This window comes from Lentzea fradiae, assembly GCF_900100955.1.
Classification (GTDB): Bacteria; Actinomycetota; Actinomycetes; order Mycobacteriales; family Pseudonocardiaceae; genus Lentzea; species Lentzea fradiae.
The window spans coordinates 60,873-86,161 of sequence record NZ_FNCC01000023.1; the positions used below are offsets into that span (position 1 = coordinate 60,873).

16 protein-coding genes and 1 pseudogene are annotated in these 25,289 nt (G+C 70.1%); 10 read left to right on the top strand and 7 right to left on the bottom strand.

Going from position 1 to position 25,289, the window contains the following annotated elements; genetic code table 11:
- The first annotated feature begins 142 nt into the window (after positions 1 to 142).
- The 6 genes from BLT23_RS41945 (at position 143) to BLT23_RS37465 (ending at position 13,092) form a co-directional block, all read left to right on the top strand.
- Positions 143 to 2,518 (top strand): RICIN domain-containing protein, encoded by a 2,376-nt coding sequence (locus BLT23_RS41945; protein WP_245744566.1) that lies wholly within the window; start codon positions 143 to 145, stop codon positions 2,516 to 2,518.
- Positions 2,519 to 2,818: 300 nt separating this feature from the next.
- A complete protein-coding gene (locus BLT23_RS37445; protein WP_090059684.1) occupies positions 2,819 to 5,665 on the top strand; it encodes a glycosyl hydrolase family 95 catalytic domain-containing protein in 2,847 nt (948 codons plus the stop codon).
- Between the two features lie 43 nt (positions 5,666 to 5,708).
- On the top strand, positions 5,709 to 6,989 hold the full coding sequence (locus BLT23_RS37450; RefSeq protein ID WP_090059686.1) for a CE1 family esterase: 1,281 nt from the start codon (positions 5,709 to 5,711) through the stop codon (positions 6,987 to 6,989).
- A gap of 16 nt (positions 6,990 to 7,005) precedes the next feature.
- Complete coding sequence (locus BLT23_RS37455) at positions 7,006 to 8,286, top strand: ricin-type beta-trefoil lectin domain protein (RefSeq protein WP_090059688.1); 1,281 nt, start codon at positions 7,006 to 7,008, stop codon at positions 8,284 to 8,286.
- Between the two features lie 40 nt (positions 8,287 to 8,326).
- Positions 8,327 to 12,049 (top strand): beta-galactosidase, LacZ type, encoded by a 3,723-nt coding sequence (gene lacZ, locus BLT23_RS37460; protein ID WP_090059689.1) that lies wholly within the window; start codon positions 8,327 to 8,329, stop codon positions 12,047 to 12,049.
- Positions 12,050 to 12,141: 92 nt separating this feature from the next.
- Positions 12,142 to 13,092, top strand: coding sequence for an arabinan endo-1,5-alpha-L-arabinosidase (locus tag BLT23_RS37465; RefSeq protein ID WP_090059691.1), 951 nt, complete (start codon positions 12,142 to 12,144; stop codon positions 13,090 to 13,092).
- 183 nt (positions 13,093 to 13,275) lie between these two features.
- On the opposite strand, the gene BLT23_RS37470 is transcribed toward BLT23_RS37465, so the two are convergent.
- The 3 genes from BLT23_RS37470 to BLT23_RS41465 all read right to left on the bottom strand — a co-directional run bounded on the left by BLT23_RS37470 (position 13,276) and on the right by BLT23_RS41465 (position 15,785).
- The gene (locus BLT23_RS37470; RefSeq protein ID WP_090059693.1) at positions 13,276 to 14,532 is read right to left on the bottom strand and encodes an RNA polymerase sigma factor; all 1,257 of its coding nucleotides are present in this window, start codon (positions 14,530 to 14,532) and stop codon (positions 13,276 to 13,278) included.
- Entirely contained in the window at positions 14,529 to 14,885 is a 357-nt protein-coding gene (locus BLT23_RS37475; RefSeq protein ID WP_176947119.1) for a YciI family protein, read from the bottom strand. Before BLT23_RS37475 ends, BLT23_RS37470 begins: the two co-directional genes overlap by 4 nt.
- A 159-nt stretch (positions 14,886 to 15,044) precedes the next feature.
- On the bottom strand, positions 15,045 to 15,785 hold the full coding sequence (locus BLT23_RS41465; protein WP_218133994.1) for a helix-turn-helix domain-containing protein: 741 nt from the start codon (positions 15,783 to 15,785) through the stop codon (positions 15,045 to 15,047).
- Between the two features lie 279 nt (positions 15,786 to 16,064).
- Here BLT23_RS41465 and BLT23_RS37485 point away from each other — a divergent pair, with 279 nt between their 5' ends.
- Positions 16,065 to 17,228 carry an FAD-dependent oxidoreductase gene (locus BLT23_RS37485; protein WP_090059694.1) on the top strand — a complete coding sequence of 388 codons (1,164 nt, stop codon included), beginning with the start codon at positions 16,065 to 16,067 and terminating at the stop codon, positions 17,226 to 17,228.
- A 105-nt stretch (positions 17,229 to 17,333) separates the two neighbouring features.
- On the opposite strand, the gene BLT23_RS42220 is transcribed toward BLT23_RS37485, so the two are convergent.
- The 4 genes and pseudogenes from BLT23_RS42220 to BLT23_RS37500 form a co-directional block, all read right to left on the bottom strand.
- A complete protein-coding gene (locus tag BLT23_RS42220) occupies positions 17,334 to 17,480 on the bottom strand; it encodes a DUF5701 family protein (protein ID WP_342713737.1) in 147 nt (48 codons plus the stop codon).
- A pseudogene (locus tag BLT23_RS41950) lies at positions 17,420 to 17,860 on the bottom strand (DUF5701 family protein); the annotation flags it as partial. The pseudogene BLT23_RS41950 and the gene BLT23_RS42220, both read right to left, overlap by 61 nt.
- A gap of 141 nt (positions 17,861 to 18,001) precedes the next feature.
- Positions 18,002 to 18,874, bottom strand: a complete 873-nt coding sequence (locus tag BLT23_RS37495; protein ID WP_090059696.1) for a Vgb family protein — start codon at positions 18,872 to 18,874, stop codon at positions 18,002 to 18,004.
- Positions 18,871 to 19,512, bottom strand: a complete 642-nt coding sequence (locus BLT23_RS37500; protein ID WP_090059697.1) for a CatB-related O-acetyltransferase — start codon at positions 19,510 to 19,512, stop codon at positions 18,871 to 18,873. Before BLT23_RS37500 ends, BLT23_RS37495 begins: the two co-directional genes overlap by 4 nt.
- Before the next feature lie 279 nt (positions 19,513 to 19,791).
- Here BLT23_RS37500 and BLT23_RS37505 point away from each other — a divergent pair, with 279 nt between their 5' ends.
- From BLT23_RS37505 to BLT23_RS42365, 3 genes are all read left to right on the top strand, one after another.
- The gene (locus BLT23_RS37505; RefSeq protein WP_090059699.1) at positions 19,792 to 22,506 is read left to right on the top strand and encodes a helix-turn-helix transcriptional regulator; all 2,715 of its coding nucleotides are present in this window, start codon (positions 19,792 to 19,794) and stop codon (positions 22,504 to 22,506) included.
- Between the two features lie 165 nt (positions 22,507 to 22,671).
- Entirely contained in the window at positions 22,672 to 24,879 is a 2,208-nt protein-coding gene (locus tag BLT23_RS37510; RefSeq protein WP_281248959.1) for a rhamnogalacturonan lyase family protein, read from the top strand.
- Positions 24,880 to 25,165: 286 nt separating this feature from the next.
- A partial coding sequence (locus tag BLT23_RS42365) for a transposase (protein ID WP_143036179.1) occupies positions 25,166 to 25,289 on the top strand: 124 nt, incomplete at its 3' end.

The window sequence follows — 25,289 nt, forward strand, 5'->3', positions numbered from 1 at the left end:
AACAGTCGCGGCCCGAGCACGAACTCCGGGCTTCCGCCACCGGACCGCCGCGTGCGCTCACTCTCGTGGGCGTGGCCTGCATCGAGCGTCCACACAAGAAATCCACCCCGCCTGCCGCCGCGTACTCGCCTCAGGAGGTCTCTTGTCCACGTCCTCGTTCCCCGCAGCGCGGCGGCGAACGGCTCTCGCCACCGTCGCGGTGGTGGTGGCCGCCGCGGTCGTCACCGCTCCCCCGGCCTCGGCCGCCACGACCACGCTGCACGCGTCCCCTTCCGGCACCGGGACCGCTTGCACCGCAACCGATCCGTGCTCGCTGCCGGCCGCGCAGTCCGCCGTGAGATCCCGCGCCGGCACGATGTCCGGCGACATCGTCGTGGAGCTCGCCGACGGGGTCTACCGGCTCTCGCAGCCGTTCCGGCTCACCGCGGCGGACTCGGGCACCAACGGCTACCGCGTGCTGTGGCAGGCGGCCGCATCCGCTCGTCCTGTCATCAGCGGCGCCAAAGCCGTCACGGGCTGGACGGTCGCCGACTCCGGCAGGAACATCTGGCGGGCGAACGTCGGTGCCGGTCTCGACAGCCGTCAGCTCTACGTCGACGGCACGATCGCCACCCGCGCGCGCACGCAGGTGAACCGGTCCGACTTCACCTTCACCGACACCGGCATGCGCTTCTCCAACAGCGCGTTGAGCTACCTGAACGGCGTGGCGAACCAGAACCGGGTCGAGGTGGAGAGCGTCAACTCCTTCACCGACCGGTACTCGCCGGTGCAGAGCATCAGCGGCAACTTCCTGACGATGCAGCAGCCCGCGTGGAACAACAACACGTTCGGCTACGACACGCTCAACAACCCGTTCCGCGCCGGTCCGCTCTACCTGGTGAACGCGTACGAGTTCCTGGACTCGGCGGGCGAGTGGTACCTCAACCCCGGCACCGGCGTCCTGTACTACATCCCCCGCTCCGGGCAGAACATGAACAACGTCAGCGTCGAACTGCCGACGTTGCAGTCGCTGGTCAACGTCGGGGGCACCTACGACGCGCCCGCGCACGACATCTCGTTCAGCGGCATCACCTTCACCGGCACGTCGTGGCTCGGCCCCAGCGGCAACCAGGGGTACGCCGACCAGCAGACCGGCGCCTACATCGCCGGTAACTGGAACTGGCCGGCCGACCGGTTGAACTCGTGCCGCAGCGGCTGCCCGGCGTTCGAGGCGGTCCGGCCGCACTGGTCGCAGATGCCCGCCGCCGTCCAGATCTCCGCGGCCAGCCGCGTCACCTTCACCGACTCCCGCTTCGTCAACCTCGGGCAGACCGCGATCGGCATCGGCAACGACGCGAACGCGCATGCCAGCGGCGTCGGCTTGGGCGCGTCCGGCATCACGATCACGCGTTCGGAGATCGCCCAGAACTCGGCGGGCGGCGTCGTGGTCGGCGGTGTGCGCGCCGATGCTCACCACCCGAGCGATCAACGGATGGTCAACCGGGACATCACGATCAGCTACAACCGCGTCCACGACCTCGGGATCGAGTACCGGGGCATCGTGTCGGTGCTCAACACCTACGTCACCAATGCGACGGTGGCCCACAACGAGGTCTACAACCTTCCGTACTCCGGCATCTCCCTCGGCTACGGCTGGGGTGCCAACGACGCGGGCGGCAGCGACCACTACGCGGGCCGGGGTCTGTACAACTATCAGCCCCGGTACTCCACCCCCACCACCGCGTCCGGCAACAAGCTGCTGAACAACTACGTCCACGACGTGATGCAGCAGATGACCGACGGCGGGTGCGTCTACACGCTGGGCTGGAACCCGAACGCGGAGATCAGCGGCAACTACTGCTTGCGCACCAACGGGTTCTTCGGCCTGTACTTCGACGAGGGCTCCAAGTACTACCGCGCGACCGGCAACGTCTTCTCCGCCACCGGAACCTGGGCCACCGCCAACTACTACGGCGGCGAGAACATGGGCAACTGGACGCTCACCGGCAACTGGTCGAGCAACGGCAGCAGCAACATCTCCAACGGCGACCGGGGCAACGTGGTGAACGGCAACGTCGTCGTCTCCGGTGGTGCCTGGCCTGCCGGTGCCCAGGCGGTGATGGCCGGCGCCGGGCCGGGCGGCGGCGGTGAGGGCGGGCGCGAGAACGTCACGGTCGTCGGCACCCAGTCGGGCCGTTGCCTCGACGTCGCCACCACCGCCAACAACAGTGCCGCGAGGCTGTGGGACTGCGGCGGCGCGAACCAGCGGTGGAACTACACCTCCGCCCGGCAGTTCACGATCGGCGGCAAGTGCCTCGACGCCTCGGGCGGCGGTACCGCCAATGGCACCGCGGCGATCCTCTGGGACTGCCACGGCGGTCTGAACCAGCAGTGGACCGTCAACGCCGACGGCAGCATCACCGGCGCGCAGTCCGGGCTGTGCCTCGACGCCAGCGGCAACGGGACGGCCAACGGCACGCCGGTCGTGCTCTGGGCGTGCCACGGGCGCGCGAACCAGCAGTGGAGCCTGCGCGGGTGAGGCGAGCGCAGCGTTGCTCCACGAAGCTGGAGTGTTAACGCTAACTTTAGCCTGCGCCTGATTTCTTCGACTAATTTTCGACGGCGTTCGAACCGTTCGACGTGCTGAAATAGCGCTATTAACCCGCCTACGTCCTCCATGCAGCTCAATTCTCCACGCAACCCCGTTCGCCTTCTTGTGAGCGTGAACACAGAGCTGCGACACTCCTGGACGGCGCGCTCGCAGTCGTGTGTGGATCGCTCCTCGTGGCCGACGACCGCCAGGGGTGCCTCAGCGACCGAGAACCACTGGAGGACCGACATGTCCGACCTGAACCGCCGGCAGCTCATGAAGCTGGGCGCGGGAGTGGCGCTGACACGGGCGGGGTGGACGGCCACCGGTACCTCCTCGGCGGCGCCCGAGGAGGTGCGGGCGGCGAACGACCTCGCGCTCTGGTACGACCGCCCGGCGGGCAGCGACTGGCTGCGCGCGCTGCCGGTGGGCAACGGGCGGCTCGGGGCGATGGTGTTCGGCAACACCGACACCGAACGCTTGCAGCTCAACGAGGACACGGTCTGGGCAGGGGGCCCGCACGACTACAGCAACCCGCGGGGTGCCGGGTCCCTGGCCCAGATCCGGCAGCTCGTGTTCTCGAACCAGTGGACGCAGGCGCAGTCGCTGATCGACCAGACGATGCTGGGCAGTCCGGCCGGGCAGCTCGCCTACCAGCCGGTGGGCGAGCTGAGGCTGGCGCTGCCGTCGGGGAGCGCGACCGGGTACCAGCGCACGCTCGACCTCACGACGGCGACGACCGCGGTCGGCTACGCGATCGGCAACGTGCGCCACCGGCGGGAGGTGTTCGCCAGCGCGCCGGACCAGGTGATCGTCCTGCGCCTCACCGCGGACACATCGGGCGCGATCTCGTTCACGGCGTCGTTCGGCTCGCCCCAGCGCACGACGACGTCCAGCCCGGACGCCACGACGATCGCGCTGGACGGGATTTCCGGTACCCAGCGCGGAATCGCGGGCACGGTGCGGTTCCTCGCGCTGGCCAGGGCGGTGGCCGAAGGCGGCACCGTCACCAGCTCGGCGGGGACGTTGCGGGTGAGCGGCGCCACGGCGGTGACGGTGCTGATCTCCATCGGCACCGGCTACGTCGACTTCCGGACGGTCAACGGCGACTACCAGGGCATCGCCCGCAGCCGCCTGAACGCCGCTCAGGGCCTCTCCTTCGACGCGCTGAGGGCCCGGCACGTCGCCGACCACCAGGCGTTGTTCGGGCGCGTGACGCTCGACCTGGGGCGGACGGCGGCGGCCGACCAGCCGACCGACGTCCGCATCGCCCGGCACGCGAGCACCGCCGACCCGCAGTTCGCCGCGCTGCTCTTCCAGTACGGGCGTTACCTGCTGATCTCGTCGTCGCGGCCCGGCACGCAACCGGCGAACCTGCAAGGCATCTGGAACGACCAGATGGCGCCGGCGTGGGACTCGAAGTACACGATCAACGCCAACCTGCCGATGAACTACTGGCCCGCCGACACCACGAACCTCGGCGAGTGCCTCCAGCCCGTGTTCCGCATGATCAGCGATCTGACGATCACCGGCGCGCGCACCGCCCAGGTGCAGTACGGCGCGCGCGGCTGGGTCACCCACCACAACACCGACGCCTGGCGCGGGTCGTCGGTCGTCGACTTCGCGGCGGCGGGCATGTGGCAGACGGGTGGGGCGTGGCTCTCCACGCTGATCTGGGAGCACTACCGGTTCACCGGTGACGTGGACTTCCTGCGCACGTACTACCCGGCGCTCAAGGGATGCGCGCAGTTCTTCCTCGACACGCTCGTCACCGAGCCGAACCTCGGTCACCTCGTCACCAACCCGTCGAACTCACCGGAGCTCAACCACCACGCCAACGCATCGGTGTGCGCCGGGCCCACGATGGACATGCAGATCCTGCGAGACCTCTTCGATGGCTGTGCGAGTGCGTCCGAGGTGCTCGGCGTCGACTCCGACTTCCGCGCGCAGGTGCGGTCAGCGCGCCAGCGGCTGGCCCCGACGAGGATCGGGTCGCGCGGCAACGTGATGGAGTGGCTCCACGACTGGGTGGAGACCGAACCGGACCACCGGCACGTCTCACACCTGTACGGCCTGCACCCGAGCAACCAGATCACCAAGCGCGGCACGCCCGCGTTGCACACCGCCGCGCGCCGCACGCTGGAGCTGCGCGGTGACGCGGGCACCGGGTGGTCACTCGCCTGGAAGATCAACTACTGGGCGCGGCTGGAGGAGGGTTCGCGGGCGCACGACCTGCTGCGCTCGCTGGTGACGACCGACCGCCTCGCGCCGAACATGTTCGACCTGCACCCGCCGTTCCAGATCGACGGCAACTTCGGCGCGACCTCCGGCATCGCGGAAATGCTGCTGCACAGCCACAACGGCGAACTGCACGTCCTGCCCGCCCTGCCACCGGCCTGGTCGGCGGGCAGCGTCACGGGGCTGCGCGGGCGCGGCGGCTACACGGTCGGCGCGACCTGGGCGGCCGATGGCGCGGTCACGCTGTCCGTCACCGCGGACAGGGACGGCGCGGTCCGCATCCGCAACCGGATCTTCATCGGTACCTTCGAGCTGCGCGACACGACCACCGGCGCCGCGGTCCAAGCCATGAAACCCGAAGCCGACGTCGTGGAGTTCACCGTCCAAAGCGGACACACCTACCGCGCGACCGGCCAGAGCACCGGCACGGGGGTGCAGCCCGGCGTGCCCTACCGGCTCGTCGCGCGGCACAGCGGGAAGTACGCCGACATCAGCGGTGTGTCCACGGCGCCCGGTGCGCTGCTGCAGCAGTGGTCCCCGACCGGCGGGCTCAACCAGCAGTTCGACTTCCTCGACTCCGGCGGCGGGCACTACCGCGTCCGCGCCCGGCACAGCGGCCTGGTGCTCCAGGTCGCGGGCTCGGCCGCGGGCGCCGAGGTGACCCAGCAGACGGACACCGGTGCCACGTCCCAGCAGTGGCGCGTGACCGACCACGGCGGCGGAGTCGTCAGCCTGGTCAACCGGCTGAGCGGCCTCGCCCTCGACGTGTGGGAGGCGTCGGCCGCCGACGGCGCCCGGATCTCCCAGTGGACCCCCACAGGGGCCGAGAACCAGCGGTTCCAACTCCAACCAGCGTGACGAACCGGAGGAACAACGATGTTCCAGCACAAGAAATTTCGCCATGTCCCGGCGTAGGGCCGTGCTCGCCACGGCGGTCGCGAGTGCCGTGGTCTTCCTGGGCGCGGCGGGAATCGCCCTCGGCGGCACCACATCGGATCAGGCCGGCGCGCTGGCGGGCACAGCCGGGTGCGGCAAGGCACCCGCGCTCACGAGCGGCCAGCACACCATCACCAGCGGCGGGCAGAACCGCACGTACATCCTGCGACTGCCGTCCGGCTACGACGCCAACCGCCAGTACCGGCTGTTCGTCGGTCTGCACTGGCGCGGCGGCACCGCGAACGACGTCGACTCCGGTGGCAGCGACGGCTACAACTGGTCCTATTACGGCTTGCGCCGGCTCTCCGACACCGCGGGCAACGGCACGATCTTCGTCGCACCGCAGGGCAACGGCAACGGCTGGGCCAACCCCGGCGGGCAGGACCTGACGTTCATCGACGACCTGGTCCGGTTGCTGGACAACAGCCTGTGCGTCGACACGGCCCAGCGCTACGCCGGTGGCTTCAGCTACGGCGGTGGCATGTCCTACGCGATCGCGTGCGCCCGCGCCAAGGTGTTCCGCGCGGTCGTCGTCTACTCGGGCGCCGAGCTCAGCGGGTGCAGCGGCGGCAGCGACCCCATCGCCTACCTGGGCATCCACGGCATCAGCGACAATGTCCTGGGCATCGGCCTCGGCCGCGGTCTGCGGGACAGGTTCGTCCGCAACAACGGCTGCACGCCGCAGAACGCGCCGGAGCCGCGGGCCGGCAGCCGGACGCACATCGTCACGGCCTACAGCGGCTGCCGCGCCGGCTACCCGGTGGTGTGGGCGGCGTTCGACGGCGGCCACACTCCGGGCCCGATCGACTCGGGCGGCGAAGGCTGGCGCACCTGGACCTCCGGTGAGGCGTGGAAGTTCATCAGCCAGTTCGACGGTGGTCCCGGCCCAACGACGACCACGACGACGACCTCGACCCCTCCCGGCGGTGCGGAGTGCAGGGTCGGCGCCGTGATCAACGCCTGGAACAACGGCCTGACCTCGAACATCACCATCACGAACACGGGCTCCACGCCGATCAGCGGCTGGTCGCTGGCCTTCACCCTGCCCGGTGGCCAGTCCATCACGTCCGGCTGGGGCACCACGTACTCCCCCGCCTCCGGCCAGGTGACGGCCAGGAACGTGTCCTACAACGCCGACATCGCGCCGAACGCGTCCATCACGGTCGGATTCCAGGCGAACCACACCGGTGACGCCTCCGCGCCGGCCTCGTTCGCCCTCAACGGCAAGACCTGCGCAGCAGCCTGACCACGGAGGAAAACTGATGCGACGCAACACCATCCAACGACGGGCGTGGTCGCTGATCGCGGCGGCCGCGCTGGTCCTCTCCGGTGCCGTTGCCGGTGCCGCCCAAGCCGACCCGGCCGTGCTCGCGGGCACCGCCGGCTGCGGCAAGGCCCCCACGCTGCGCAACGGCGACCAGACCATCCAGAGCGGCGGCAAGAGCCGCTCGTTCATCCTGAGCATCCCGGACGACTACGACAACACCCGCCAGTACCGGCTGGTCTTCGGGTTCCACTGGCTCGGAGGCACGGCCGGCCAGGTGGCGGGCGGCGGCAGCGACGGTGACGTCTACGCCCACTACGGCCTGCGGCGGCTGGCGAACAACTCGACGATCTTCGTCGCGCCACAGGGGCTGAACAACGGCTGGGGCAACTCCGGCGGCGAGGCCGTCCGGTTCGTCGACGACATGCTCAGCCGCATCGAGAACGACCTCTGCGTCGACACCACGCAGCGCTTCTCGCTCGGCTTCAGCTACGGCGGCGCGATGAGCATCTCGCTCGCCTGCTCCCGACCGGCGGTGTTCCGCGCCATCGTCGCGATCGCCTCACCCGGTGAGATCAGCGGATGTGACGGCGGCACGGCTCCCGTCGCGTTCATGGGCATCCACGGCATCAGCGACAACATCGGGTCGGGCCGGAGCCAGCGCGACCGCTGGGTCCGCAACAACGGCTGCACCGCGCAGAACGCCCCGGAACCCGCGCGGGGCAGCAACACGCACATCACCACGACCTACTCGGGCTGCCGCAGCGGGTACCCGGTGGTGTGGGCACCGTTCGACGGCGGTCACCAGCAGGGACCGGTGGACGGGTGCGCCGGGTGCGAGAGCGGTGCCCGCAGCTGGGTCAAGACCGAGGTGTGGAAGTTCTTCACCGGTGACACGACTCCCGGCCCCACCACGTTCCGGTTGCGCGGCGAGTCCTCCGGCCGCTGCCTCGACGTGTCCGGCGCCGCCACGGCCAACGGGTCCCAGCTGATCACCTGGGACTGCCACGGCAACCCCAACCAGCAGTTCACCCGGAACGGTCAGGCGTTGCAGGTGGTCGGCAAGTGCCTCGACGTGCCCACCGGCGCCGGTTCCGGCGCCAGGGTGCAGATCTGGGACTGCCACGGCGGCACCAACCAGAGCTGGACCCTCGACGGCGGGACCGTCACGAGCGTCCACACCGGACTGTGCCTCACCTCCGGTGGCACGGCCAACGGCGCGGCCGTCACCGTGGCGACCTGCCGGGGCAGCGCCGACCAGCGCTGGGCCACCGCCTGACGCCACCCCTCCTGCCGACCGGCGAAAGCCAGGAGAAACCGTGTCCCACGAACCAGAAGAGCGTTCCCACCCCCACCCGATCCGCCGGCGCACCCTCCTCGGTGGTGGCCTGGCGGCGTTCGCCGCACCCGCGCTGATCGGACCGGCCGCCGCCACCACCGAGCCCCCGGCCGCGGCGGCGTGGCCCGACCCGCCCAACGGGTATCCCGAGTGGAACAACAACATCGGGATCTTCCAGGTCAACTCCCAGCCCGCGCACTCGACCCTCATGCCGTACGCCGACCTCCAGCAGGCGCTGGCGGCCGACCGCTCGGCGTCGCCGTTCCGGCTCGACCTGACGGGGACCTGGAAGTTCCAGCACGTCACCAAACCCGCCGACCGCGACCTGAACTTCTGGCGGACCGACGTCGACGACAGCGGGTGGGCGACCCTGCCGGTGCCCGCCAACTGGCAGCTGCACGGCTACGACAACCCGATCTACGTCAACATCACCTACCCGTGGTGGGGAGGCAACGGCCAGAACGAGAACGCGCAGCCGCCGTTCGCGCCGCAACGGGTCAACGCGGTCGGCCAGTACCGCAGGACGTTCACGCTCCCGAGCACGTGGCAGGGGCGGCGGGTCCACCTGCACTTCGAGGGCGTCAAGTCCGGGTTCTACCTGTGGGTCAACGGCACGAAGGTCGGGTACCGCGAGGGTTCCTACACGCCTGCGGAGTTCGACGTCACCGACCACGTGCGGGCGGGGTCGAACCTGGTCGCGGTCGAGGTGTTCCGGTACCCGGACGGGGACTGGCTGGAGGACCAGGACATGATCCGGCTGTCCGGGATCTTCCGGCCGGTCTTCCTCTACTCGCTGCCTCCCGTGCACCTGCGCGACTTCACGATCACCACGCCGTTGCGGGACAACTACACCAACGCCGACCTCGGCGTGGCGGTGGTCGTGCGCAACAACGGTGGCCAGCAGACGGGCACGTTCACGGTCGAGACCCAGCTGTACGACCGGAACCGGCAACCGGTGTGGCCGGAGCCGTTGCGCACGGCGGTGAACTCGCCCTCGCCGGGGCAGGAGGTCACCGGCCGCGGCTCGAAGGCGGTGCAGGCACCGTCGCTCTGGTCAGCCGAGCACCCGAACCTCTACACCGCTGTGCTGTCGCTGAAGGACCAGGCGGGCGCGGTCGTCCAGACGGTGTCGGCCAGGGTGGGCTTCCGCGAGTTCGCCCTCAGGGACGGCCTGATGCGGATCAACGGCAAGCCGGTGTCGTTGCGCGGCGTCAACAGGCACGAGATGCACCCGGACCGCGGGTCGGCGCTTACCAGGGAGGACATGGTCCGCGACATCACCGTGATGAAGCAGCTCAACATCAACTCGGTCCGCACGTCGCACTACCCGAACAACACGCTGTGGTACGACCTGACCGACGAGTACGGGCTGTACGTGCTGGACGAGACCAACCTGGAGACCCACGGCATCCGGGACAGCTACCCCGCGTCGCGGTCGGACTGGACCTCGAACGTGCTCGACCGCGCCGCGCAGATGGTGCACCGGGACAAGAACCACCCTTCGGTGATCATGTGGTCGCTCGGAAACGAGGCCGGTGGCGGCAGCAACTTCGTCGCGATGCGCGACTGGATCCGCGCGACCGACCCGACGAGGGTCATCCAGTACGAGGGCGACAACCGGCCCCAGGTCAGCGACATCCGGTCCGCGATGTACGAAAGCCCCGCCGGGGTGCAGAACCGCGCGCGCAACACCTCCGACACCCGGCCGTACGTGATGATCGAGTACGCCCACAGCATGGGCAACTCCACCGGCAACCTGAAGGAGTACTGGGACGTCATCCGGGCCAACCCCGTCCTGCAGGGCGGCTGGATCTGGGACTTCGCCGACCAGGCGCTCACCTGGAAGACCTCGACCGGCGTCACGTACCTCGCTTATGGCGGGGACTGGGGCGACAACCCGAACGACGGCGCGTTCAGCGGCGACGGCATCGTGATGGCCGACCGGCGCATCAGCGGCAAGGCCGTCGAGGTCAAGCAGGTCTACCAGGCGATCAACGTCGCGGCGGGGAGCTCGTTCGACACCATCCGGATCACCAACGAACACCTGTTCACCAACGTCAACGAGTTCGTCGCCGAGTGGGCACTGGTCGCCGACGGCACGGTCATCCAAAGTGGACAGCTCTCCGCGGCGCAGGCCGACATCGCGCCGCTGTCGGCCAAGACCGTGCAGCTACCGGTCCAGCGCCCGGCCAACCCCGCGCCGGGTGAGGAACACTTCCTGCAGCTGTCGTTCAAGCTGCGGACGGCGACCCCGTGGGCGAGCGCCGGTTTCGAGGTGGCCAAGCAACAGCTGCCGGTCAACCTCGGCAGCCCGCCGGTCGTTCCGGTACCGGTGACCTCCGTGCCGGTGCTGTCCGCCACCGAGACCGGTGACCGCATCACCGTCACCGGGCAGGATTTCACCGTCACGGTAGCGAAGTCCTCCGGCGTGATCACGTCCTACGAGGCGATGGGCATGCGGCTGCTCAGTTCGGGACCGGTGCCCAACTTCTGGCGGGGGCCGACCGACAACGACGTCGGCAACGGCCACCCGAGCCGCAACGCCACCTGGCGCTACGCGGGCGCCAACCGCACGGTGAGCCGGGTGGTGCTCGACCGGCCGTCCGACCGCGAAGTGCGGATCACCGTGAGCGGCACCCTGCCCACCAGCACCGCGTCGACGTTCACGATGACGTACACGGTCTACGGCAACGGCGAAATCAAGGTCGACAACACGATGCACCCCGGTTCGCCGAACCTGCCCTACATCCCCGAGGTCGGCACGATGTTGTTCCTGCCGGATGAGCTCTCCCGGCTGCGTTACCACGGCCGCGGCCCGCACGAGAACCACTGGGACCGCAAGACCGGCTCCGACGTCGGCGTGTACTCCTCGACCGTCGCCGAGCAGTGGACCGGCTACCTGCGGCCACAGGAGAACGGCAACAAGACCGACGTCCGCTGGATCGCCCTGGTCAACAGCAGCGGCCGCGGCCTGCTCGCGTGCGGCGACCAGCCGCTGGAGGTGAACGCGTCCCACTTCACCCCCGAGGACCTCTCGAAGGGCGTCCGGCACGACTACCAGCTGACCCGGCGGCAGGACGTCGTGCTGCGGCTGAACCTGCGGCAGACGGGCGTCGGCGGCAACGACAGCTGGGGCGCGCACCCCCTCGACACCTACAAGCTCTTCCCCAACCGGGACTTCTCCTACACCTACCGGTTGAAGCCGCTGCCGGACCTCGGCCAGGCGCTGGCCCTCGCCCGCAAACCGGTCGGCAGCGCGGGTGGCGGCACCGGAGGGGTGCAGACCGGTGTGGACTACCGGCTCGTCGCCCAGCACAGCGGCAAGCTGGTGGACATCAACGGTGCGTCCACCGCGGCGGGCGCCGCCGCGATCCAGTGGTCCGCCACGGGCGGGCTGAACCAGGTGTTCGACTTCCTCGACTCCGGCGGCGGCCACTACCGGATCCGCGCCCGGCACAGCGGTCTCGTGCTCCAGGTCTCGGGTTCGAACAGCGGCGCCGACATCACCCAGCAGCCGGACACCGGCTCGCCGAGCCAGCAGTGGCAGGTGGCCGACCACGGACTGGGCGTGGTGAGCTTCGTCAACCGGCAGAGCGGACTCGCCATGGACGTCTGGGAGCAGTCGACGGCCGACGGCGCGCGCATCTCCCAGTGGGCCGCGGGTTCCGGGCTCAACCAGCGGTTCGCACTCCAGCGGCTGTGACCAGGCGACTTGGTGCCACCGCCGACCGGCTGCGGCACCAAGTCGCGCCACCGCAACCACTCACCGGAATCGAGGACATCGTGGTCTCATCGATGAAACGCGTTCTGATACCGCTGCTGGCCCTGGTCGTCACCGTCGTGGTGGCACCATCCGCGTCGGCGGCCTACCCCGGCCCCGGCTGGGTCACCGGTGACATCGGCGTGCACGACCCGAGTGCGGTCAAGCGCCCGGACGGCAGTTACCTGATCGCGCACACCGGCAACGGAATCGCGCTCAAGACCTCCACCGACCGCATCGCGTTCCGCAACGCCGGCGCCGCCTTCCCCAACGGCACGCCGTGGGCCGACACCTACACCGCGAACAGCCGCAACCTCTGGGCGCCGGACATCTCCTACCGCAACGGCCAGTACTGGATGTACTACTCGGCCTCGACGTTCGGCTCCAACCGCTCGGCGATCTTCCTGGCGACGAGCCCGAGCGGCAACTCCGGCACGTGGACCCACCGCGGCCTCGTCATCGAGACGCGCACCAGCGACAACTTCAACGCCATCGACCCCGACCTGGTCGTCGACGACCAGGGCCGCTGGTGGCTGAGCTTCGGCTCCTTCTGGTCGGGCATCAAGATGATCGCGATCAACTCGTCGACCGGCCTGCGCTCGGACTCCACGATCCGCGCCATCGCCGGCCGCAACGGCGGCGCGATCGAGGCGCCGAACATCGTCAAGCGCGGCGGCTACTACTACCTCTTCGTCTCGTTCGACCGCTGCTGCCAGGGCGCTTCCAGCACCTACCGCGTCATGGTCGGCCGCTCCACCAGCGTCACCGGCCCCTACTACGACCGCAACGGCACCCCGCTGACCTCCGGCGGCGGCACCGAGGTCCTCGCGGGCCAGGGCAGCATCCACGGCCCCGGGCACCAGGACGTGCTGGCGGACAACGACGGCGACGTGCTCATCTACCACTACTACGCGAACAACGGCACGTCCTTGCTCGGCATCAACCTGCTGGCGATCGACTCCGGCGGCTGGCCCTACGTCCACTGACCGCACGCAGTGGGACTGACGACCGACAGAAGTGTGCGTAATCCGATGGTGCGATCGGGCCCGCTCGGCTTTGCTGGGCGATCATCGAGCAGAGGAGGGCCTTTGATCGTCGTCACCGGCTTCCTGGGCGCTGACACCACGGCGACGAAGGTCTCGTCATCCACGAGAGGTTCGTCGACAGGCTCAGCAGGAAGGGCGTAGGGCTCCTTCGCGAACCTCGATGAGCCGTTCGGTGAGGAAGGCGCGTTCGACCTCGTTGTCGGTGAGCGTCAGCGCCTCCTCGTAGGCGGTCACGGCCTGCGGCCAGTTCTCCAGCCGGCGCAGGAACTCGGCACGCGCGGCGCTGAGGTAGCCGTAGGTCGCCAGAACCGGATCGGCGAGCAGCGGTGCCAGTGCGTCCAGTCCGGCTTGAGGCCCGTCGCGCAGGCCGACCGCGACGGCGCGGTTGAGCTCGACCACCGGCGACGGCCACAGCCGGAGCATGACGTCGTAGATGTCCACGATCTCCGCCCAGTCGGTGTCGGCCCAGCTCGGCGCTTCCGCGTGCAGGGCGGCGATAGCGGCCTGCAGCGCGTACCGGCTCGGTGGCCGCCGCCGCAGGGCCTCGGTCAGCAGCGCCTGGCCCTCGCCGATGAGCTGCCGGTCCCAGCGCGAACGGTCCTGTTCGGACAAGAGCAGCAGACGCCCGGAGCCGGTCGTCCGGGTCTCCTGCCGCGCCGCGTTGAGCAGCAACAGGGCGAGCAGCGCACCGGTCTCCGCGTTGGCCGGCATGAACAGGTGCAACACGCGGGCCAGCCGGATCGCGCTGTCGGTCAGGTCACGGCGCACCAGGTGGGCACCGAGCGGCGCGGTGTGCCCGGTCGTGAAGATGAGGTGGACGACCTCCAGAACGGCGCCGACCCGCTCCTCCAACTGGTCGGGACCCGGCACCCGGTACGGGATCCGGGCCGCGGCGATCTTCTTCTTGGCACGGGTGATGCGGGCCGCCATGGTGGCAGGCGGCACCAGGAACGCCCTGGCCACCTCAGGCGTGGACAGGCCGCAGACCAGACGCAGCGTCAGCGCCACCCGCGCGTCCGGAGACAGGGCCGGGTGGGTGCACGTGAAGATGAGCCGCAGCCGATCGTCGTTCAACGCGTCCTCGGGCCCTGGCACCACCTCGTCCGCGACCAGCAGCGGCATCCTGCGGCGGAACACCGACTCGCGGCGCATCAGGTCGAGGGCCCGGTTGCGGGCACAGGTGGTCAGCCAGGCCCCCGGCCGGTCCGGGACGCCCCTCTCGCCCCACGTCTCCAGGGCTTGCGCGTACGCGTCCTGCGCGCACTCCTCGGCCAGGTCGAGATCGCGGGTCAGCTGGGCGGTGCTGCCGAGCACCCCGGCCCAGTCGCGGCGGTGGGCCTCGGCCACCGCCGCGACGACCTCGTCTTCGGTGGCGCTCACCCGTGCTCGACCACCGGGCGGATCTCCAGGCCGCTGTGCGTGTGGTTCAGCTCGGGCAACAGCCTCGCCAGCTCCAGCACCTCGTCCAGGTCGGCCGCCTCGACCAGGTAGTACCCGCCGAGCCCTTCCTTGGTCTCCAGGAACGGCCCGTCGGTGGTGTGCACCTGGCCGCGGGCGTCCGCGCGCAGCGACGTGGCCGTGGGAACCGGTTCGAGCTGCCGCCCGTCGAGAACGCGGGTACCGGCCTTCGCCGCGAACGCCGCGTGACCGGCGTTGTGCGCCTCCCACTGCTCACCGGTCATCGAGTCCCACTGCTCGGCGTCGCCGTAGATGAGGATCATGTACTTCGCCACGTCGTCAACCCCTCGGGTACGGGCCCGCTCTGTCGTGGGCCTCTACCGTACGACGAAGAAGACGAACGCCAGATCGACAGCAGGGACGAAATCCAGTCCTCGTACCCACCACGGTCGATCTTGAGACTGCCACCCTCGAGTTGGTCACGAGGTCAACGCTCAGGTGGAGATGTACTCGGTGGGGGTCTGGTCGTAGCGCTTGCGGAAGGCTCGGATGAAGTGGCTGCTGTCGGCGAACCGCCATCGGGCCGCGACCTCGGAAACCGTGTGGCCGGCGGTCAAGGCTCGGCGTGCCTCTTCCAGGCGGCGGCGCCGGATGTAGCCGGCCGTCGTCTCCCCGGTGGCGGCGAAGGCGCGGCTGAGCGTGCGTACTGAGACGTGCAACTCGCGTGCCAGCAGCCCGGGTGTCAGCTCGTGGTCGGTGAGCCGCTGGTCGGCGAGTTCACGGGCGGCCCGTGCCAGGGCGGGTGCCAGGCCGGGCTGGGTGTCGTCGACGTACTGGCGCACCACGCCCCTGGCGAGCTCGACCAACGCGTTGCGGGCCGCGGACAAGCCGGCGGCCTCGAGGTCGTCGATCGTGTCGTGCAGCAGGCTCGCGTGCGCCAGCAGGAGCCGCACCTCGGGTGCGGTGGCCGGTCTGGTCATCGGCGCGTCACCGCGGTAGCCGCCGATCTCGGCGAGGGGGACCCCGATCGTTCGCGCTGCGGTCCGCGGGTCCGCTTCGAAGCCGGCCAGGCCGCCGGCGCGATGGATCATGAACTGGCCGGCCTGGACCGGGAGCGCCGCACGGTCGTAGCGCAGCGTCCAGGCACCTCGGCGTACCGCGTACAACCGGAGCTCCGTCTCGTCCTCCGGAGAGGTCCGCGCCCGCACTCCCGTCGGGGTGTGGAAGTCCGTCACCACAACATCTTGTACTCGGGCGTCACGGCTCCGGACACGTGCGCCGGCGGCCGCGACCTGTTCGGCCGAGCGCGGCGCGCACCCCGGTGCCGCGTCGACCGGCCCGGGCCGTGTCGTGTGGCGACGGGACGCGTTCATCGGCCCATCCAACCACTTGTCCCGGAAGTCCCACCGGCTGGCTCGCCTGTTCAAGCCGCGCCGGCCGGGCGCTTCTACGGTGGCGGGCGAGCCGGTCGGCGATGAGCACAAGCCGGCCCACGATGAGGAAAAGGTGAGAAGTTGGCACGGCACGTGACGATCGTCGGGGGTGGTCTGGGCGGTCTTGCCCTGGCCCGCATCCTGCACCTGCGCGGGATCCCGTCGGCGGTCTACGAGCTCGACGCGTCGTCGCGGGCGCGCGATGCGGGCGGCACGCCCGGCCTGAACGCGGACTCGGGTCAGCGGGCACTCGCCGAGGCCGGCCTGTTCGAGGAGTTCCGGTCGATCGCGCGGGACGCGGGAGAGACGACACGCCTGCTCGACCGGTTCGGGGTCGTGCACTTCGACCAGGCGTACGAGGGCGGTGTCGGCGTGCGGCCGGAGGTGGACCGCGGTGACCTGAGGCGGCTGCTGGTCGAGTCGTTGCCCGAGGGCGTGATCCGCTGGAACGCGAAGGTGGCCTCGGTGCCGAGACCCGGCGGTGGACGGACGGAGCTCACCTTGGACAACGGCGAAGTCGTGGAAGCCGACGTCCTGGTGGGCGCCGACGGCTCCTGGTCGAAGGTGCGCCCGCTGCTGACGGACGCGGTCCCCGTCCACTCCGGCGTCGACTTCGTCGAGGACGTACTGACCGATGTCGACGAGAGGCATCGTGAGGCGGCGCACCTGGTCGGCCCGGGGTCGATGTACGCCCTCGCGGAAGGCCGCGGGATCATCGCCCAGCGCAACGGTGGCGGCATGATCAGAACGTACTTCGCGGTCCGCGGCGACGAAAGCTGGGCGCACACGGTCGTCGATCCCACCGATCCGGCCGGCACTCGTCAGCGGCTGCTGGAGATCTTTCACGACTTCGCGCCCGGCCTCCGCGCGCTGATCGGCGAGGGTGAGGGACCCCTGGTTCCACGGCCGATCCACGCTCTTCCGGTGGGGCTGAGGTGGGCGCGGACCCCCGGCGTGACCCTGCTCGGCGACGCGGCGCACGTGATGTCCCCGTTCGCCGGGCAGGGAGCGAACCTCGCGTTGCTCGACGCCGCGGAGCTCGGCGCCGCGCTGGCGGACCACTCCGACGTGGAACTCGCGCTCACCACGTACGAGACGGCGATGTTCTCCCGCGCCGAGGCGGCCGGCCGCGCGTCGGCGGACAACCTCGTCGCCAGCTTCGCCCCCGACGCGCCGCACCAACTGGTCGGCCAGGCCAGGACTTTCATGCGGCGAAAGGCCGAAGAGGTGGCCCCGCCCACATGACCGGGCGAGCGTGCACCGAGGTCCACGCGGGCCCGAGCACGGGTCGGTGGTGTGCGCTGCGACCGGCGGTCCGGCCTTTGTCGGTATGCCACGACGCGGGATCGGTCAGAGACGGCGGTCGCGGGCTGAGGCCATGCCGAGCCAGGTGTGGGGGTTGCCTTCCCAGCACCAGCCCGGTTTGGCGCGTGCCGGCTGATCCAGATGGCGGGAACTCGGCGGTCGCCACAGCGAGATCCGCCGAGGGAGAAGCACTTGTTCTTGACCAGGACCTCGAGGAAGTGGGTGATCAGCGCGATCCCTTCCCCGATGGTGAGCAGGGTCCTGCCCCTGGCGGCGATGGTGGTCATGGCGTCGTTGGGCACGGCGCCTCAGAACTCCTCGCCACGTTCGACATCGACGAGCAGGTAGGCGTGGTGGTCGGAGACTCCGGTCTGCGTGGCGACGAATCGCTGGAGCGCACCGGGTTCGAACGAACGGTCGACGAACCCGGGCTCGTCCTTGCCGTGCAGGGTGGTGCGGGGCATGGTCTGTTCGACGGGCACGACCTGCCGGGTGACCACGAGCAGGAACGGGACGTGGCCGGTGTCCGGCTCGCACCGCCGGCCTTCGAGGTTGCCGGCGAGGTCGCGCAGAGGCGTGACGAGTGCGTCGAATCGTGCCGGGGACTACCCGGCCATGGCCGGGTAGTCCCGTTCGACGAGGTTGCCGACCTGTCGGTCGAACTCGGCGCTCGCGTCGGGAGATGGTTGGTGGGTCATGTGGTCCTTCTACGGTCAGCCGCTGACTCGGGCGAGTGCACCGGTTTCCAGCGCCGTCCACAGTGCACGGTCGGGGCCGAGGACGATGCCGTGCGGTTCGGAGCCGGGGGTGGGCAGGTCGTGGGTCTCGATCACGCCGTCGGTGGTGATGGACCCGACGCGGTTGCCGCCCCATTCGGTGAACCACAGCTTGCCGTCGCCGCCGGGGGTGATGGCGTGCGGCCGGCCGGTGCGGTCGGGCAGCGGGAACTCGGTCACCGTGCCGTCGGGGGTGATCCGGCCGATCTGCCCGGCTGCGATCTCGACGAACCACAGCGCCCCGTCCGGCCCCGCGGTGATCCCGACCGGTGCGGCGGCCTCGGTCGGCAGCGGGTGGACGGTGACCGTGCCGTCCACGTCGATCCGGCCGATGGCGTTGGCCTGGTTCAGGGTGAACCACATCCCGCCGTCCGCGCCCGCGGTGATGGCGGACGGGAACGCGCCGGCGGCCGGAAGCGGGAATTCGGTGACCTTCCCGTCACCGGTGATGCGGCCGATGCGGCCGGCGGCGGTCTCGGTGAACCACAACGCGCCATCGGGGCCGGCGGCGATGCCGAACGGCCCGCACTCCGGTGTGGGCAGCGGGAACTCCGTGACCCGGCCATCGGTGGTGATCCGGCCGATCCGGTGCGCCCGGTACTCGGTGAACCACAACGCGCCGTCCGGGCCGGGGGTGAGGATCGTCGGTCCGCAGTCCGGGTCGAGCTGGTGGGTCTCCGGCTCGCCGCCGGGCACCAGCCGGCCGATTTGTCCACTCTGGACCAGCGTGTACCAGAGCGCGCCGTCCGGGCCGGTGGTGATCGCGTACGGCCCTGCGCCGGGCACGGTGTGTTCCTGGACGGATGTCATCGGATTCCTTCAGCGATGCGGGCGATGTCGGCAGGGGTCCCCGCCATGATGACGCGGGCGTGCTCGGTGACGAGGTCGACCGGCCAGTCCCACCAGGCGGCTCGGCGCAGCAGCTCGACGTCGGCGTCGTCGAAGCGACGGCGGATCGCCTTGGCCGGGTTGCCGCCGACGACGGTGTACGGCGGAACGTCCGCGGTGACCACGGCGCCTGTCGCGACGACGGCTCCGTCGCCGATGGTCACGCCGGGCATGACGGTGGCGTGGTGGCCGAACCAGACGTCGTTGCCGATCACGGTGTCGCCGCGGCTGGGCATGCCGGTGACGATGTCGAGGGTCTTCTCCGCCCATTCGCCGCCGAACATGGTGAACGGGTAGGTGGACACTCCCATCGTGGGGTGTTCCGCGCCGGCCATCAGGAACCGGGTGTCGGTGGCGATGGCGCAGTACCTGCCGATGACCAGCCGTTCGGGGCCGTAGGCGTAGAGCACGTTGCGGTGCTCGAACTCCGTGGCGCTGTCCGGGTCGTCGTAGTAGGTGTACTCCCCCACATCGATCTTCGGCGAGCTGATCAGCGGTTTCAGGAACACCACCCGGTCGTGCGCGGGCAGCGGGTGGAGGGTCATCGGATCGGGTGTCAACGTCGAGCTCCTGATGAAGGGACGGGTGCGGGCACGGGGTCGAGGAAACCGTGGCGCGGCGCAGGCGGCTCCGCTCGGTGACCATGACGACCTGGCCGGGTCGCGGTCGTTCCGGCTCGCCAGGTACCGCCTGACCAGCTCGTCGATGTCGGACATGGTCGTTCTCCCCCGGCCACCGTGCTCTTGGGACCAAGCTACGGCCGGGGACGAGGTGCGGAATCTGTCACATCCCGGTAGTTCGGTCCGGGGACCGCCGGTCGGTTTAAGTACTGTCGCCCCGTGTTGCACGGGCGGGGGAAGGAAACATCGGTCATCGACCGGTTGCTGGCGGACTGCCGGACAGGTCGGAGCGGGTGCCTGCTCGTCACCGGGGAAGCGGGCATCGGCAAGACCGCGCTGCTGGAGCACGCCGCCTCGGCGGCCGGCGGGTGGCGGATCATGCGCAGCACCGGGATCGAGTCCGAGGCGCACCTGCCGTTCGCCGGCCTGCACCTGCTGCTGCGCCCCGCTCTCGACCGGGCCGACGCCCTGCCCGCCCCGCAGGCGCGTGCCTTGCGAGGGGCCTTCGGGCTCGCTCAGGCCGAACCGGGCGACCGCATGCTCGTCGGCCTCGCCGTCCTCTCCCTGCTCGCCGAGTTCGCCGACGGAAAGCCCGTGCTGTGCCTGGTCGATGACGCACAATGGCTGGACCGGGCGTCGGCAGAGGCCCTGCTGTTCGCCGCGCGCCGGCTCGACACCGAGGGCATCGCCCTGATCGTCGCCGCCCGCCCCGGCTTCGAGGCGCCCGGACTGGCCAGGATGGCGCTGACCGGGCTCGACGCGCCCGCCGCCGCCGGACTGCTGGCCGAGCACGCCGCCACGCTGTCCCCCACCGACCGGTACCGGGTGCTGGCGCAGGCGCGGGGCAACCCGCTCGCCCTGCTCGAACTGCCGGCCGCCCTCGCCTCCCACCGGCCGTCCGGTGGCCGTCACGTCCTGCCGATGACGGCCACCGTCCAGGCGGCGTTCCTCGACCAGGTGCGGCGGCTACCCGAGCCGAGCCGGCACCTGCTCCTGGTCGCGGCCGCCGAGGACACCGGTGACCGCGGCGTCGTCCTGCGCGCCGCCGCCACGCTCGGCTGCCGCCCGGCAGACCTGGTGCCCGCGGAAACCGCTCGGCTGATCGAGCTGGACGACCTCACCGTGCGCTTCCGGCACCCCCTCGTGCGATCAGCCGTCTACCAGGCCGCGCCGGTCAGCCTCCGCCTCGTCGTGCACACCGCACTCGCTGACGCCCTCGACCAGCCGGAGGACGCCGACCGGCGGGCCTGGCACCACGCGCTGGTCGCCACCGGCCCCGACGAGCAGGTGGCCGCGGAACTGGAGAGCACCGCTCAACGGGCCGTCGCGCGCAGCGGGTACGCCGCCGCATCGGCGGCCTACGAACGGGCCGCGCAGCTGACGCCGCCCGGCGTGGACCACGCCCGCCGCCACGTGCTGGCCGCCGAAGCGGCCGCCGAGGAAGGCGACGTCGAACGCATGGCCGAGCTCGCCGGTCGCGGCGCCACGGGCACCGGCGACCCGGCCTTGACCGTCCGCGCCATCCGGGTTCGCGCCACCGCGGCGTTCCACCACGGCTTGCTCCGCACCGCTCGCCGGCTGCTGACCGAGGCAGCCGATCTCACGCGGACCACCGACCCGTCGCTGGCCGCCCACCTGCTGCTCGACGCGGTGCACGCCACCTGGTACCTCGGGGAGGACGAGATCGCGGGCACCGCGAACCGGCTGGACGCCCTGCCGTTGCCTCCCGGCGATCCGCTCACCCACGTCGCCCGCCTGCTGACCTGCGCCGTGCGGTCCGCCATCGGCCAGGAAGACCCGGACGCCCTCACGAGGCGGATCGCGGACGCCCGGCGGACCGGGTTCGGTGGCCCGCACGACACCCTCCTCGTCGGCGCCACCAGCCTCCAAGCCGTCGGCCAGGACGACGAGGCACACCGGGTGGCCCACGAGCTCCTCACCCGGTGCCGCGACCAGGGCCGGCTCGGCCGGACACCGCCGGTGCTGGCGTGCGTCGCCCGATCCTCGACCTTCCTCGGCCGCCACACCGACGCCTGGGACGAGGCGAGCCAGGCGCTGAACATCGCACAGGAGCTCGGCCACCGGCAGTGGATCGCCGAAACCAGCGGCGTGCTGGCCTACCTCGCGGCGGTGTCGGGTGACGAGCGGCGCTGCCACGCCTTCGCCGACGACGCGCTCACCGCGCCGGAACCCGGCGCACCCCCGCCCGGCATGTCCTGGGCGCAGTGGGCCCTGGCCCTGCTCGACCTCGGCCACGCCCGCTGGGAGTCCGCCCTCACCCGCCTGACGGCACTCCACAAAGGACCGGTTCGGCACCAGCTCCCGGGTCTGCGCAGCATCCCCGACCTGATCGAGGCGGCGGCACGGCTCGGCCGCACGGCCGACGTCCACCAGCCGCTCGCCCGGCTCACGGACTGGGCACACCACGCCGGGAGGACGTGGATCGACGCGCACGTCCAGCGCTGCCGCGCACTGCTCGCGCCCGAAGCCGAGGCCGACGACCTGTACCGGGCCGCGCTGCGCCTCCACCCCGCTGACCGGCAGTTCGAACGCGCGCGAACGGCTCTGCTCTACGGCGAATGGCTGCGCCGGATGCGCCGCAAGTCCGAAGCCAGAGCCCAGCTCCGCGACGCGTTCGAGACGTTCCACAGGCTTGGCGCCACGCCGTGGGTGGAGCGAGCCGGCACAGAGCTCGAGGCCGCCGGGGAAGTCGTGCCGAAGCCCGAGACCGCGGACGGCGCTCTCGCGGTGCTCACCCCGCAGGAACGGAAGATCATTCGCCTCGCCGCACGCGGACTGTCCAACCGGGACATCGCAGCGCAGTTGTTCCTCAGCCCGCGCACTGTCGGATACCACCTCTACAAGGCATTCCCCAAACTCGGAGTCAGCGCACGAACCGAGCTTGCCACCCTCGAACTCGCAGCTGGCCCTTGAGACCACGTTCAGGCCGACGGCCCGCAATTCGGAAAGCGCTTACCAAACGCGCCGTCGATGACTGTCGAATGAACCGCATCGACCGTTGACCTGCCTCCCCGGTTGCTGCTGTCATGAAAGCACGAAATCTGGGAACGCTCCCAGAACCACAGCGGAGGAGCAACGGTGCTCAGCAATGGTGGCGTGCGCGCGATGGCCGCGGGAGCGGCGGCCATCGTGGTCGCGGGAGGCTTCACGGCGGCGGGCCTGGCCTCGGCCGCTCCCGGCTGCGAAGTCGACTACGTGGTGCAGAACAAGTGGGAGGGCGGGTTCTCCGCCAACGTCACGATCAAGAACGGCGGTGATCCGATCAGCGGCTGGCGCTTGGCGTGGACATTCCCCGGCTCAGAGCGGTACGGACAGGGGTGGAACGCGACGTTCTCGGCTTCCGGAGCGGACGTAACGGCATCCAATGTGGACTGGAATCGCGAGATTCCCACCGGTGGCACGGCGTCGTTCGGTTTCAACGGCACGGTTTCCGGTTCTGATGTCGGCAAGCCGAGCGCTTTCACGCTCAACGGAACGCTGTGCACAGGCGGTGCCGAACCCACTCCCACCACCACAACCACGACCAGCACGGACCCTGGTCCGGAACCAGGTGATCCTTCCGGGCGCAAGCAGGTGGAGCGGCTGGACCGCGGTGTGGTGAGCGTGCGCTCGGGCAGTGGGAACCTGGTGAGCTGGCGGTTGCTCGCCGGGGACGCGCGCGACACCGGGTTCAACGTCTACCGCAGTGGGACGAAGCTCAACTCGGCACCGATCACGGCATCCACCAACTACCTCGACGCCGGTGGTCCTTCCGGTGCGTCTTACACCGTAAGGCCGGTCGTCAACGGCGTTGAACAGCCGGCGTCACCCGCATCGCTGTCATTCGCAGCGGGCTATTTCGATGTACCGATCTCGCCACCGGGCAACGGGTACAGCGCGAACGACGCCAGCGTGGGTGACGTGGACGGCGACGGCCAGTACGAGATCTTCCTGAAGTGGTATCCCGACAACGCCAAGGACAACGCGCAGGCCGGCGTCACCGACAACACCTTCATCGACGCCTACCGTCTCGACGGCACCCGGTTGTGGCGGATCGACCTGGGCCGCAACATCCGCTCCGGCGCGCACTACACCCAGTTCCAGGTCTACGACTACGACGGTGACGGCCGCGCCGAAATCGCGATGAAGACCGCCGACGGCACCCGTGACGGCCGGGGAACGGTCATCGGCAACGCCTCGGCGGACTACCGCAACGGCGAGGGCTACGTGCTGGCAGGACCGGAGTTCCTGACGATGTTCAGCGGTCTCACCGGTGCCGCGCTGTCCACCGTCAGCTACGACCCACCGCGCGGCAACGTGGCGTCGTGGGGCGACAGCTACGGCAATCGCGTCGACCGGTTCCTCGCGGGTACCGCCTACCTCGACGGTGCTCGCCCGTCGCTGATCATGGCTCGCGGCTACTACACGCGGGCGGTGATCGCGGCGTGGGACTTCCGCAACGGCCAGCTGGTCAAGCGGTGGACGTTCGACTCGAACGCCTCCGGGAACGGAACCTATGCGGGACAGGGCAACCACGCGCTGACCATCGGTGACGTGGATGCCGATGGCCGCGACGAGATCGTCTACGGCGCGGCGGCCGTAGACGACAACGGCGGCGGTCTGTGGAACACCCGCTTCGGTCACGGCGACGCGGCCCATCTGGGCGATCTCGACCCGTCCCGCCCCGGACTCGAGTACTACAAGGTGTCGGAGGACGGCAGCCAGCCGGGCTCGTGGTTCGCTGACGCCCGTACTGGTCAGGTCCTCTGGCGGACCGCGCCGGCGGGCGACAACGGCCGCGGTGTGTCCGGGGACATCTACGCGGGCAGCCCCGGTGCCGAGTCGTGGTCGAGCGCGGACAGTCAGCTGTACAACACGAGGGGACAGACGGTCGGCCGCAAGCCGTCGTCGACGAACTTCCTGATCTGGTGGGACGACGATCCCAGCCGTGAGCTGCTCGACGGCACCCGCATCGACAAGTACGGCACCGCTGGCGACACACGCTTGCTCACCGCGTCGAACGTGCACTCGAACAACGGCACCAAGTCCACCCCGTCGCTGTCCGGTGACATCCTCGGCGACTGGCGCGAGGAAGTCGTCTGGCCGACCAGCGACAACCGGGCGCTGCGCATCTACAGCACGCCGAACCAGACCGACCGCCGCATCCCGACGCTGATGCACGATCCCCAGTACCGGGTCGCGATCGCCTGGCAGAACACCGCCTACAACCAGCCGCCGCACCCGAGCTTCCACATCGGGGCCGGTATGGCCACTCCTCCCTGGCCGGACGTCCACTACGCGAGGTGACCGGCTGGTAGGTCGGCACCACGTTGATCCGACTCGGCTCGGACCAAGGGCCGGTTCGTGAGGATGAACCGCTCCCCGGAAGTTGGACTGGGAATCCAGTTCCGACTCTCCGGGGAGTGGTTCGTTGCGTCCACAGAGTTCGTTGTCTGAGCAGCAGCGGGAGTCCGCTGTTGCGTTGTTCGAGGCCGGGTATGGCAGAGATGCTGTCGCGACCCGGTTGGAGGTGTCCGCGGCGGCGGTGCGACGCTTGCACGATCGTTGGAGGTTGTGGAGCGCGGGAGCGCTGATGGACAAGCCGGACAGACGGTCGTTCACCTTCGAGTTCAAGCTCGAGGTCGTGCGTCGCTATGTCAGCGGTGAGGCGACCGCGCTCGAGCTGGCCCGCGAGCACGACCTGTCCCCGCCCAAGC

Coding starts and splice junctions, on each gene's coding strand:
- BLT23_RS37445 (WP_090059684.1), top strand. CDS start 2,819: ATGTCCGACCTGAACCGCCGGCAGCTCATGAAGCTGGGCGCGGGAGTG.
- BLT23_RS37450 (WP_090059686.1), top strand. CDS start 5,709: ATGTCCCGGCGTAGGGCCGTGCTCGCCACGGCGGTCGCGAGTGCCGTG.
- BLT23_RS37455 (WP_090059688.1), top strand. CDS start 7,006: ATGCGACGCAACACCATCCAACGACGGGCGTGGTCGCTGATCGCGGCG.
- BLT23_RS37465 (WP_090059691.1), top strand. CDS start 12,142: ATGAAACGCGTTCTGATACCGCTGCTGGCCCTGGTCGTCACCGTCGTG.
- BLT23_RS37495 (WP_090059696.1), bottom strand. CDS start 18,874: ATGACATCCGTCCAGGAACACACCGTGCCCGGCGCAGGGCCGTACGCG.